This is a genomic window from Streptomyces sp. NPDC088707, assembly GCF_044752725.1.
Lineage (GTDB): Bacteria > Actinomycetota > Actinomycetes > Streptomycetales > Streptomycetaceae > Streptomyces.
Genome location: NZ_JBIVLV010000013.1, coordinates 170,280 through 183,174, shown reverse-complemented (window position 1 = coordinate 183,174; position 12,895 = coordinate 170,280). Strand labels below are relative to the sequence as shown.

The 12,895-nt window shown below is 74.9% G+C and carries 5 protein-coding genes; all 5 read left to right on the top strand.

The window, feature by feature from the left end; genetic code table 11:
* Positions 1-6: 6 nt before the first annotated feature.
* The 5 genes from ACIP84_RS32690 (at position 7) to ACIP84_RS32670 (ending at position 12,782) form a co-directional block, all read left to right on the top strand.
* Positions 7-3,732, top strand: a complete 3,726-nt coding sequence (locus ACIP84_RS32690) for a tubulin-like doman-containing protein (RefSeq protein ID WP_401802841.1) — start codon at positions 7-9, stop codon at positions 3,730-3,732.
* A complete protein-coding gene (locus ACIP84_RS32685; protein WP_401802838.1) occupies positions 3,729-6,416 on the top strand; it encodes a hypothetical protein in 2,688 nt (895 codons plus the stop codon). Before ACIP84_RS32690 ends, ACIP84_RS32685 begins: the two co-directional genes overlap by 4 nt.
* Complete coding sequence (locus tag ACIP84_RS32680; RefSeq protein ID WP_401802835.1) at positions 6,413-8,746, top strand: hypothetical protein; 2,334 nt, start codon at positions 6,413-6,415, stop codon at positions 8,744-8,746. The genes ACIP84_RS32685 and ACIP84_RS32680 overlap by 4 nt, the downstream gene beginning before the upstream one ends.
* On the top strand, positions 8,743-11,409 hold the full coding sequence (locus tag ACIP84_RS32675; RefSeq protein ID WP_401802833.1) for a hypothetical protein: 2,667 nt from the start codon (positions 8,743-8,745) through the stop codon (positions 11,407-11,409). Before ACIP84_RS32680 ends, ACIP84_RS32675 begins: the two co-directional genes overlap by 4 nt.
* A gap of 140 nt (positions 11,410-11,549) precedes the next feature.
* Entirely contained in the window at positions 11,550-12,782 is a 1,233-nt protein-coding gene (locus ACIP84_RS32670; RefSeq protein ID WP_355959794.1) for an arginine deiminase, read from the top strand.
* Positions 12,783-12,895 lie beyond the last annotated feature (113 nt).

Genomic DNA, 12,895 nt, shown 5'->3' with positions numbered 1-12,895 from the left:
AACGACATGAAGATCTATCAGCCCATGCTCTTCGTCGGGCTCGGCGGCACGGGCGGACGCATCGGCAGCGAACTCGAACGCAGCCTGCGCCGGGAGCTGTGCGGCCCCGACGGCACCGACCTGGTCGACGGCGGCCGCCGCCTGCCCTTCCAGCTGCCCGACTGCCTCCAGTTCGTCTACGCCGACTTCAGCGAGGCCGAGCTGCTCGGCTACCCGCAGTTCAAGGCGAAGGGCGCCGAGGGCGCCGCCTTCGCCCGTACCTCCCGGATCGTCCGCGACCTGCTGCCCACCGACTTCGACTCCTCGCCCGAGGTGACGCGGATGCTGCGCGTCTCCGTCCCCGAGGAGACCCGGCTCTGGCTGCCGCCGAAGGCCCGTGAGCCGCGCGTCGCCCCGCTGAACAGCGGGGCGGGACAGCTGCCGACCGTCGGGCGCTCCGCGCTCTTCGCGACCCTCCGCTCCGGCCTCGAACCCGTCCTCCGCCAGCTCCGCGAGGCGATCGGGTCCATCGGGCAGGCCGCGGGCGACCTGCGGCGGGTCGGTGGCGGCAAGATCCGGGGCTGCGACGTGTTCGTCGCCTTCTCGGTCGCCGGCGGCACCGGGGCCGGCATCTTCTACGACTTCATCCACCTCATCGGGCACGAGTTCCGCAACGCCCGGGTGCCCGGGGTGAAGATCTACCCGCTCGTCGTCATGCCCTCCGCCTTCCCGCCCGAGGCCGGCGGCGGACGCGAGGCGGAACTCAACTCCGCCCGCGCCCTCGTGGACCTCTCGCGGCTCGTCGACGACCAGAACGTGCCCGACGCCGTCGACCAAGTCGGCGACGTCGAGGACCGCGGGCGGCTCAGCGTCACGTACCCCGGCGACGGCGTCGTCGCGCTGCGTCCCGCCACCATGCAGACCGCCTTCCTCTTCTCCAAGCCCTCCGTCATCAACAGCGAGGACCTGCGGCGCTCCATCGCCGCCATGGTGATGTCGCTGATCGGCACCGACCTCGGCCAGGACAACGGCTCGGCGACCCGCGCCGAGGAGGACTACCAGTCCTTCGCCGCCAGCTTCATCAACAAGGCCGTGGAACGCTCCACCCCGGCCCGTACCGGCATCGGCTACCGGGGCATGTCCACCAGCCTCGCCGCCGCCCTCACCGTGCCCGTCGACGACCTCGCCGAGATCGTCGCCGCCCGGCTGCTCGCCCAGGCCGTACGCGGCATGACCGAGCGGGCCCGGCGCCCCGACCGGGAGGGACAGAACCACGTCAGGGAGCTGTTCAACCGCTCCGGCATCGGCCGCCTCTGGACCCGGGACGCCCCGGACGTCCCGCTGCCCGAGCAGCTCCCCCGGGGGAAGACGAAGATCACCCAGGAGCTGCGGAACCGGCTCGGCGACATGGAGGAGTCCCTGCGCCGCCTCGACAGCGGTCTCGCCCGCGAGATCCCGCGCCTCACCGAGGACTTCAGACCGAGCGCGGGGGTCCGCGAACTCCTCGGCGCCATGGACCCGTTCCAGATCAAGGTCATCCTGACGGGCCTGCCGGGCCACCCCGACCGGGTGGCGAGGGAAGGCTTCACCGGCATGATCGACAACCGGCGGAACGAACCCGAACGGCCCCCGAACGTCCACACCGCCGCCCCTGGCATCCCTCCGGTCAAGGGCCCCGTCGGCGGGGTCGTACCGGCCCGCTGGAGCGACCCCGACGTCCAGGACGCGCTCGCCGCCCAGCAGGCCTGGTACCAGTGGCGGGCCCGCACCCTCTGGCACCACGGCTGGCAGAACGGCGAGGCCCAGTGGCGACCCTCCCTGAACAAGGCGAGCTCCGAGGTGGCCGAACTCGTCAAGGCGCTCCGCGACCACGAGCAGGACGAGGGCAAGTCCTTCGCCGACAGCCGCCGCGACCTCTACCGCGACGACCGCGCGGGCATCGCCTACCTGCTGCCCCCGCAGAACACCCTGCGCGCCTTCTACGACGACGTCGTCGACCGGCTCGCCCAGAGCGAGGGCCTGCCCGAGGGCGCCGACGCCGCGGGGCTGCTCGGCCGGATCGTCGGCCCCGAGGACTGGCGGCGGGCCCTCGACTCGGTCCGCCGATCGTCCGGCGCGGCGGTGAAGGAGATCAAGCAGGTCGTCGAGCGGCGGGTCAAGCGGCTCTTCGGCGAGGCCAACGAGGACGCCTTCGCCCGCCCCCTGCTGCCCTCCATGGAACTGCTGCTCCGGGCCGCCGCAGGCGACGAGACCGCCGAGGCGAAGGTCGACCCGCGCTGGCTCGACCAGTTCCGCTCCCGGCTCGCCGGGCTCATCCCGGTGGGCTTCGTACCGGACGGCAGCGGACCGCTCAAGATCCTCATCGTGCATCCGGCGAGCGAGTCCGACGGACGCGCCCGCGAGTACCTGGAACAGGCACTCAACCTGCCCTCCCGGGTGACCCCGGAGAGCCGGGCCGGCGACACCGACTCCATCACCGTCGTCTTCTTCCGCAGCGGCATGAACCTCACCGACATCTCCGAGGTCCGCAACGTCCTCAGCCTCTGGTCCGAGGCCCGCGACTCGGCCGGCGAGGACGACTTCCTGCACTGGCGCCAGCGCCTCGGCTACGAGGACGACTGGCTGGTCTCCACCGAGCACGACCGGCAGCGCATCCTGCACCGGCTGCTCTGCGCCATGTGGAACGGGCACATCGACACCGAGGGCCCGGCCGGCTCGCCCCACCGCGTCCGCATCCGGCTGCAGGACGGCGAGTCCGCGACCATGTCCCTGCGTCTCGAGGACTTCGACGGCTCGCTCACCAGCTGGGCGGGGCTGCTGCGCGCGTACGAGCGGTGGGCGCTGCTCGACGAGGGGCAGATCATCGAGCAGTTCTGCGAACGCCTCATGCAGGCCCTGCCCAAGGGCCTCGCGCAGGTCCCCGCGCCGCCGTCGTCGCTCTTCACCCACTTCGTGGAGCGGGTCGCACCGCGACAGCTCGCCCTGATCGACGAACTCGTCGCGGAATACGGGGAGTACGGCGAGGCGGAGGTCGAATGGCTCGCCCCGCTGCGCCACTTCTGGGAGGTCACCTTCCCCGGCGCCCTCGACATGCGCTTCCCGAGGTCGGCCCGGCCGACCCGGCCGAGCCTGCGGGCGCTGTACGAACGCCACGCGCCACGGGCCGGCATGGTGCCGGGCCAGAGCCAGGGACAGGGCGCGGGGCGGGGCCAGGACGGCGGCCCGCAGGAGGTGCGGCGGGACCGGTCGTACGAGAACGGATCCCGTCCCGCGTACGAGAACAGCCCCACGGGGTACGGGAACCGCCCCCGGCCCGGCTACGAGAGCGAGCCCCGGCGCGGGTACGAGAGCGAGCCCCGGGCCGGGGACGAGAGGGAGCCCCGTCCCGGCTACGAGAGCGAGCCCCGGCGCGGGTACGAGAGCGAGCCCCGGGCCGGGGGCGAGAGGGAGCACCGGCGCGGGTACGGGAACGAGCCCCGGCCCCGGTACGGGACCGGCGCCGTGCCCGATCCCCGTACCGCCTACGGGAACGGAGAAACCCCCGGCCCGGGCGCCGCGGCGCAGCCGCCCCGGCGGAACTCCGCCTTCGAGGAGGACTGGGAGAGGGAACCCGAGCCTGACTTCGGACCTGACTTCGGACCTGACTTCGGACCCGACTTCGGTCCTGACTTCGGTCCTGACTTCGGTCCTGACTTCGGTCCTGACTTCGACGACGAGCCCTACCACCGCGACCGGGCCGGGGAGGCGGAGTGAGCGCGCGCGTCCTCCCCGAACGGCCGCTGCCCGGCCACGCCGTCTGCCTCGACCTGCGGACGGCGGGGGCGTACGACCCCGACGCCGTCGTACGCGCAGCCCTCGACGCCCCGCAGCCCGGCGGCGAGCGCCGCTTCCTCGTCCTCGACGAGGCCGACCGGCTCGTCTCCCACCAGCTGCTGTACGAACGGCTCTCCTCCTACGGGCCCGCCCGCATCGTCTGCCTGGCCGTCGGGGTCCGGGGCGAGCGGACCGTACGCCGCACCCTCACCCTCCGTCCGCCCGCCGCCGGCGTCCTCTGGGTGTTCGACTCGACGGAGGAAGGCGTCCCGGCCGACGCCGTGCTGCGTCCGCTCGTCGACGTCCTGTCCACTCCCGAGGTCTTCGACGCGGTGCTGCGCTCGCTCGGCGAGGTGGTGCACGGCGTCGCCGTGCCCGCCGTGCGGGTCCTGGAGCACGACCTCACCGACGAGGCGCGGGCGCGCGCCTGGCGGCAGGCGGTGGAGGGGCTCACCGGCCCGGAGGTCCCGGCCGGCGCCGCCTCGGCCGAGCAGGTGCCGCCCGCGCTCGCGCTGCTGCTCGACGAGGGCCTGCCGCGCTCGCTCGCCGACCACCGCTGGCTGCCCGCCCAGGGCCGGGCCGGGCTCCGGCTCGCCACCTGCGACGAGGCCGTCCAGGACGCCGTCGACGGCTACCACCGGGTGCGCGGCGCGGCCGGCCTCCTCACCGGCGCCGGCCGTACGGTCGACCTGCCGGGGGACATCGAGCGGGTGGCGGGGGAGCTGGAGCGGTTCCGGATCGCCGTCGCGGACGCCTTCGCCGCCGCGGGCGGCAGCAGGCTCACCGTCGAGCACCGGGGGGTGCTGCGGGACCGGGGCATCGAACTGCCCGAGATGCCACGGGAGATCTCACGCGCCGGGATCGTCCCCGCCCTGCGCGACCACACCCACGAACTGATCGGCAAAGGACTGCCGTTGCGCTCCGTGGCGGCCCGGCTCGGCGCGCTCTCCGCGCGCACCGCGCCCGTCGGCAGCGCCGCCCGGCTCGCGAGGCTGGACGCGATCTGCGGGCCTGAGCGGCTGCGGCGGCTCGGTGGACGCCATCCGTTCACGGCCGGCGGTTCGCGGCCGGTCGCCTTCGCCGTGACCGGCCTCCTGGCCCTGCTCGCGGGGGCCTGGCCGGTGCTCGGCTGGGTCCTCGGTCCGGCCGTCGGGGTGCTCGCCGCCGGGCTGGCCCATCTGATGCTGCGCCGCAGGCCGAACCGTTCACCGGACGGGCGGATCGACGGAGGCGGTGCCACGGGGGCGGCGCCCCGGCTCTTCGGCGGAGTGCTCGGCGGTCTCGTCGGGGCGGGCCTCGGCCGGCTCCTCGACCTGCCGCCCTGGGCGGGGGCGGTGGCCCTCGCGGTCTCCCTGACGGCGGTCTTCCTCCTCGCGCTGCGCGACTGGAGCCGGGCCGTGGACGACTGGTGGGCCCGCGCCGACCCGGAGGACGCCTGGCGGATCCTGCGCGAGGTCCAGAGCCTGGTGGTCACGACCGCCGTGCACGACTGGCTCTTCGCCGAGGTGCGGCACCACTGCTCGGCGGGCGCGGGCGCGGTGGCCCGACTGCTGCGCGGCCTCGCCGACACGGCCGACGCGCACGGCCGGGGGCCGTCCCACGCGAAGGGGCCGGGGTACGCGTACGTGCCGTCGGCCGACTCCGCCGACCCGGCGGAGCGGGGACCCCGGAGGGGGCCCGCCGGGTCGCCGGAGCCGGACGGCCGTACCTCGTCGTGGAGTTGGGAGGACTGGGGGGACGGCGGCGCGGACGACGTCTGGTCGGACATGGACGAGGAACCCCCGCCGCCGGTACGGGCACCCGCCCCGACGGCGAACGGGGCTCCGTACGCCTCCGACCCGTTCGGGCCCTCCGAGGCGTTCGGCGCCGACGACCCGTTCGGGCCCTCCGGCCCGGTCGACCCCTCGGGGCCGTCCAGGTCGTCCGCCGCCCCCGACCGGGACCCCGCCACCGCCGGCGGAGGTGCGGCATGGGGCGGACCGCGTGGTGGCCATGAGCCCGACCCCGCGCCCGCCTGGCTGGAGCGGCGGTACGGAGACGGCGGCCCCCTGCTCGTCGACACGCTCGTCGGTGACCTGGTCGCCGGAACCCTCCTGATCCTCGACCGGTGCTGGGCGGGCATCGAGCGTGACCCGGGAGCCGTGGTGCCCGCGGTCCACGAGGAGCGCATCGCGGAGCTCCTCGACGACACGCGGGTGCGTCTGGAGCGCGACGTCGCGGCTTCGCCGCCGCCCCGGTACGACGGCCTCCGGGACCAGGACGCGCTCGCCGGTCTCGCCGCCTTCACCGACCGTTCCGACCGGCCCGACGCCGCCCGGCTCACCGGCGTCGCCCCGGACGCGGTGGCCCGGCTGCTCCTGGCCGAGGACGACCCCGCCCGCACGGTCGCGCTCTGCGGGCCGGAGCACCTGCGACTGCTCTCCCACGACCCGCTCGCCGCCCGGCAGGTCCGGTTCGTGCCGGAGGCGATGCGGCGCGGGGCCGCGGGCGACGACATCTGGCGGGGCATCGCCGAGGACGTCGTCTGGACCGGTGCGGGACGCCACGCCGGAATCCTCCGTCTCGTACCCCTGCGCGCGGACGTCGTGCACACCGTCCGCGCCGAGGAGGCGGGAGAACCGTGACCGACCCGAACCATCCGAACGCCCAGCCCGACCCGGACCGTCCCGAGGACCGGGACCACCCCGCGGGCCCGGGCGACCGCGGCCATGGCGCCGGCCCGAGCCGGCCCCTCGGCCCGGACCACCCCGACCATCTGAGCGAACCGAGCCCGCCGCCCCATCCGTACTACCAGGAACTGGAGTTCCTCACCCCCAGGGAGGCGCAGAGCCGCTTCGTCGTGCGGTACGGGGAGGACCACAGGCCCCCCGGACGCCCCGGCTTCCTCGCGCGCCGGGCGGTCCTGGGGGCCGGCGGCGTGCCCGTCGTGCAGTACCGGCTCGCCTCGTCGGCGCAGGGCGGCCCCCAGGCGTACGGCCTCCTGGAGCGGGAGGTGGCGGCCTCCGTCGCCCTCGAACGGCGCTACGGCGCCGACAGGTTCGTCGGCATCCTCACCCGGATCGTCGGCTTCGACCTGACCGCCGCCGAACCCTTCGTGCTCTACCGGCCGCCGAGCGGGCGTCCGCTCTCCGACTGGGCGGGGCGGCTCGGCGCCGAGGACCAGGAGCGGATCACCGGCCAACTCGCTATGGCCGTACGCCTCCTGGGGGACCTGGGCCTGGTCCACCGGGCGATCACGCCCGAGAACGTCCGGTGGGACGGCGCCCGCGTGCGGCTCTGCGAGCCCTACGCGGCGCTGCGCGCCGGAGAGGCGCGCGAACCCTTCGGGGCGGCCCCCTGGGCCTCACCCGAACAGCGCGCCGGGCGCGGCACCGTCGACCCGCGCGACGACCTGTGGTCCGTCGCCGAACTCGCCTACTACCTGCTCTCCGGCCGCCCCGACCGCGGGGAGGGGCCGCCCGCGGACCTCACCGACTACCGCCGCCTCGCCGCCCTCCAGCACAGCGGTCTCTTCTCGCCGCACGCGAAGGAACGCCCCCATCCGGCCGAGCTGTTGAGACTCCTGTACGTGCCCGACCCGCTCGCGGCCGGGGCCGACACGGTCGACGTGCTCGAACCGTTCCGCGCCCAGTACGACGCCCAGCTCGCCAGGAAGCACGCGCTGACCGGGGGCAGCCGGCCGGGCGCGGGTCCGGCCGGCGAGGCCCCGGAGGTTTCCGCGCGGGACCCGCGCCCGTCGCGCCCCTCCCTCATCAGCAAGATCTTCGGCGGCGGCGAACCGCCCCGCGCCGTCCCACCCCGTCACGCCGCCCCGCGCGCCGCCGAACCGCCCCGTCCGCCCGCCTCGCCCTCCGAACTGCTCCAGGCGCCGCCGTCGCGCAGCCGGATGTGCCCGCACTGCCTGCTCCCCGTCGAGTACGACGAACGCCTGCTCGTCACCATCGACGCCAAGGGCAACCGCATCCCGCTGGACCTCAGGGCCGACCGCCGGCCCGCCCACATCGCGGACGCCCTGCGCAAGGCGTACCACCTGTGCCCGCACACGGTGGACGGTGACGAGAGCCACGAACTGCCCCTGCCCTACCTCGTCAACGGCGAGCCGCTCTCCATCGCCCTCGTCGGCAGCTCCTCCGTCGGCAAGACCCACCTGCTCGCCGCCATGCTGGGCGAGGTCGAACTCGGCGGCCTCGAACCGTACGGACTGAAGTGCCTGCCGCTCAACCCCGAGGCGCACCGCGCCTATCTGCGCGAGCGCGTCCAGAGCCTGCAGCAGGGACGGCAGTTGGGCCGCACAGGACAGCAGACGTTCGCCCGGTTCGCCGACGGCCTGCTCGTCTCGGCGGGCGGCGCCACTCCCCGGCCCGTCGTCTTCTTCGACCTCGCGGGCGAGGACCTCGCCCAGGACAGTGAGGTCGGCCGCTTCCTCATGGGCGTCGACGCCTTCATCTTCGTCCTCGACCCGCTGCGCGCGCTCCGGCTGCCCTCCCTCGAACCGGTACGGGAACAGAGCGGACTGCGGCTGCGCGAGCTCGGCGACGAGGCCTTCGCCACCGTGCTCAACCGGATCCCCCGGCAGCGCGGCGGACTCGTCGCCGCCCCCGCCGCGCTCGCCGTCAACAAGAGCGACCTGGTGCGCTTCGAACCGGTCGTCGACCGCTGGCTCGGCCGCGCCCTGCCCGGCCGCCACGACCCCGCCGCGGTACGGGCCGAGAGCCGGGACGCGTACGCCTTCCTGGCCCAAGGAGCGAGCCCCGCCTGGCTCAAGCCGTTCGACGACTGCGCCGACTGCACCCTGCACTTCGTCGCCGCCACCGGAGGACAGGCGCGCGGCGACCGATTTCCGCACGGGGCCCGGCCGCGCCGGGTCCTCGCGCCACTGCTGTCGCTCTTCGCCCTGTGCGGGCTGCTGCCCGGGGCGGAACCCGCGGGACCTATGGAGGGGATCGACCGATGACACGGTCGGAGAACGAGGTCGACCAGATCGTGTTCCGGTGGGACAGCGAGAACCTCACCGGCAGCACCGGCTTCGGACCGGTGGCCTGGTCCGGGCCCAGGGAAGAGGCCGAGAACCTCTTCCGGATGTCCGGGCCCGTCCTGCGCGCCAGCGGCGAGGAGACCCGGCCCGCGCTGATCCGGCTCCAGCGGCGCTCGGACGTGATGCTGATCCACCGCAGGCCGTTCACGGACGCCGACGGCGGGACGTCCGTGCTCTGCCACGCGCTCATCGGCTCACCCGGACTCCTCGAACCCGCCACCTGCCTCGGGCTCCACGCCTGGAACTGGGAGGGCGCGGCCATGGACGGAGCCCGGGTGCGCGGCCAGCTGCCGGTGATCCCGGAACGGGTCCTCGTCCCCGCGACCGGCCACGGGCAGGGGGAACTCGACAGCGCCCTGGAGCGCGCGGCCGGGGAACTCACCGGAATGGTCGCCGAGTTGCTGCGCCATCAGGACGAACGCTTCACCGCCCTGGACGAACGCGGCGACACCGCGGGCCCCGTGCTCTGGGGCCTGCACAGCATGTTCGGCGCGCTCACCGGCCGCCGTTGGACCTTCGCCACCCATGACACCGTCGAACTCACCGCGCTCCGCTTCGTGTTCGTCGGACGGTGGTCGGGCGCGGCGAGCCGCAACACCGACCGGCGCCGCGTCGACCCGCGCGAACGCGTCGGCGACCGGGCGGAGGAGATCGCGGCCCGGCTCGTCCGACACCACCTCAGGGGCGTCGCCGAGGGGGAGGGCCGGGAGTACGCGGTCGGCAGCGCCCTGCACGGCGCATCCTCCGCCCGCGGCACCTCGCTCCTGGAGACGGCCGTGCGGGCGCTCGACGTCCTCGACCGCCGCGATCCCGGCGGGCACGCGGCCGCCCCCGAGGCCTCGGGCCGGGCCTCGTGGCCCCCGGCCGAAGTGGAACCCCGCGCCGAGACGCCGTCGCCGTCCGCACCCGAGACCCGGAGGACGTCGGGCCGGAGACGGGGGTGGGGCCTCGGGGGCAGGACCGGCGACGACGCCCGTACGCCGGCGGGCGACACCACGGCCGACCGACCGGGGGCCGGTGACGCGGCACCCGCCGGGGGAGACCCCCGAGGAGTGGGCCGCCCCGGTCCGTACGAGAGCCCCGACGAGTGGTTCCGCCCTGACCCGCCGGAGCGGAAGCCGGCGACGCCGACCGGTACCGGGGCCCGGACGGCGCCCCAGGACGGCCCGACGACACCGGCCCGCCAACCGGACCCGCCCCGCCCGAAACCCGACCCCGCCCCGCACCGCCCCGCCCCGCCGACGCCTGAGCAGGACTCGTACCGCCCACCGCGCTCGACGCCTGAGCAGGACTCGTACCGCCCATCGCGCTCGACGCCTGAGCAGGACTCGTACCGCCCACCGCGCTCGACGCCTGAGCAGGACTCGTACCGCCCACCGCGCTCGACGCCTGAGCAGGACTCGTACCGCCGCCCGCCCCAGCCCGAATCCGAGCAGGACCAGTACCGCTCGCCTCGACCGGCGCCCCGACCGGCAGCTGAGCCGGCGCAGTATCGTCCGCCCCACCCGACCCCGGAGCCCGAGTCGTACCGCCGGCCCCGCCCGACTCCTGAGCCCGAGTCGTACCAGGGCTCACCCCGACCGGACGCTGACCCCGCCCCGTACCACCCGACCCCGGACCCGCCCCGGACCGCCGACCTTCCCCCGCCGCGCCCCGCCCCCGCTGTCCGACCCGACCGTCCCGACCGGCCCGTCGCGCCGCCGACCCCGGACCCGCCCCGGACCGCCGACATCCCCCCGCCGCGCCCCGATCTCTCCAAGAGGCCCGCTGAGTCCGGGGCCCGTCCGTCCCGGGCGGCGGGTGCCGACCCGTACCCCCGCCCCGATCTCCCCCTTGTCGCGCCCGCGTGGACCGGACCCGGGGCGGCCGCGGGGCGCGCCTGGGCCGCCGTTCGGGGCCGTGGGCGGGAGCGGGAGACCGAGACCGGCCTCCTGCACAAGCTGCCCGCCGCGCGCACCGTGGACGAGGCGCGCGAGCTCGTCGAGCGCGGCGGGAACCGCGAGCTGCTGGACTCGCTGCGCCGCCCGCAGGCGTACGCCGTCCTCACCCTCCTCCTCGGCGAGGCCGCCCGGCGCCTGCCGTCCTGGGAGCATGCGCTGTGCCGGGAGCTGTGCGAGGTGGCCATCGGGCAGGAGTTCTGGGCCGTCGCACCGGCGGGTGCCTCCGCCGACCCGTCCGACCCGCCGGAGGAGCAGCGCGCGGCCAACGCCGCCGAGCTGCACCGCTGGGCGGTCCGCCCGCTCCTCGCCGGCGGCGACGCCCCGGTCGGCACCGTGGGGGAGCTGCTCGCCCGGCTCCGTACGAGCCCGGTGCCGTCGGCCCGTGAGACCTTCTGGCTGATAGTCGACGACGAGAGCCCCGGCCTGCCGGAAGCGGTCTGGCTGACCCTCCTCAAGGACGCGTACGGCATGCCCCGTACGGCGCGGCGCCCCGGACCGCCCGCATCCGGGACGGTCACCGGGCACGCGGACGATCCCGGCAACGGCTACACCCGTCGCTTCCTGCGCCGCGCCGGGCTGCTGATCGGCGGCATGGTGGCTGCGATCCTCCTGCTCGTCGCCGTACGGGCGTGGTTCGGCTGACCGGGAGCGGTACCGGGGCCGGGAGCGGGACCGAGGCCGCCGCCGCGGTGCGCGGGGACGACGCCGGCCCCGCGACGCGTCCCGGCGCCGCCTGTCCCGAAACACAGGCCACGGGCGGCCCGCTCCGTCAGGATGGGCGCATGGGATTCCACGTCGATTCCGAGACCGGGCGGCTGCGCCGCGTCATCCTGCACCGGCCCGATCTGGAGCTGAAGCGGCTCACCCCGTCCAACAAGGACGCCCTGCTCTTCGACGACGTGCTCTGGGTGCGCAGGGCGCGGCAGGAGCACGACGGCTTCGCGGACGTACTGCGCGACCGGGGCGTGGAGGTGCACCTCTTCGGGGATCTCCTGAGCGAGTCCCTCGACGTGCCCACCGCACGCGCGCTGGTGCTCGACCGGGTCTTCGACGAGAAGGAGTACGGGCCGCTCGCGGCCGACCACCTGCGGGCCGCGTTCGACTCGCTGGACGCGGCGGCGCTGGCGGAGGCGCTCGTCGGCGGGATGACGAAGCGGGAGTTCCTGGCGGCGCACCGGGAGCCGACCTCGGTCCGCTTCCACGCCATGGACCTGGACGACTTCCTCCTCGGCCCGCTGCCGAACCACATCTTCACCCGGGACACCTCCGCCTGGATCTACGACGGCGTCTCGATCAACGCGATGCGCTGGCCGGCCCGGCAGCGCGAGACCGTGCACTTCGAGGCGATCTACAAGCACCATCCCCTGTTCACGGGAGCCGATGCGGGCGCCTTCCACCACTGGTCGGAGGGGCAGACCGACTACCCGTCGACGATCGAGGGCGGGGACGTGCTCGTCATCGGCAACGGCGCCGTGCTCATCGGGATGAGCGAGCGGACGACGCCGCAGGCGGTGGAGATGCTTGCCCGGGGCATGTTCGCGGCGGGTTCGGCGCGCACGATCGTCGCGCTCGACATGCCGAAGCGGCGCGCGTTCATGCACCTGGACACGGTGATGACGATGGTCGACCAGGACACGTTCACGCAGTACGCGGGGCTCGGGATGCTCCGCTCGTACACGATCGAACCGGGGGACGCCGGCCAGTCGCTGCGGGTGACGGACCATCCGCCGGAGCAGATGCACAGCGCCATCGCCGCGGCGCTCGGCCTCCAGGACATCCGGGTCCTGACGGCCACGCAGGACGTGCACGCGGCCGAGCGCGAGCAGTGGGACGACGGCTGCAACGTGCTCGCGGTGGAGCCGGGGGTGGTGGTCGCGTACGAGCGGAACGTCACGACCAACACCCATCTGCGGAAGCAGGGCATCGAGGTGATCGAGATCCCCGGCAGCGAGCTGGGCCGGGGGCGGGGCGGCCCGCGCTGTATGAGCTGTCCGGTGGAGCGGGACGCCGCCTGACGTCTCCCGTCGGCGTCCGACGCCTCCCGTCGACGCTGGACGTCTCCCGTCGAGGCCGGGGCCGGAGGTCGGCCAACCCTGGGCTGTATATAAATGTTGAACTGCGTATACAC

Coding starts and splice junctions, on each gene's coding strand:
- ACIP84_RS32670 (WP_355959794.1), top strand. CDS start 11,550: ATGGGATTCCACGTCGATTCCGAGACCGGGCGGCTGCGCCGCGTCATC.
- ACIP84_RS32690 (WP_401802841.1), top strand. CDS start 7: ATGAAGATCTATCAGCCCATGCTCTTCGTCGGGCTCGGCGGCACGGGC.
- ACIP84_RS32675 (WP_401802833.1), top strand. CDS start 8,743: ATGACACGGTCGGAGAACGAGGTCGACCAGATCGTGTTCCGGTGGGAC.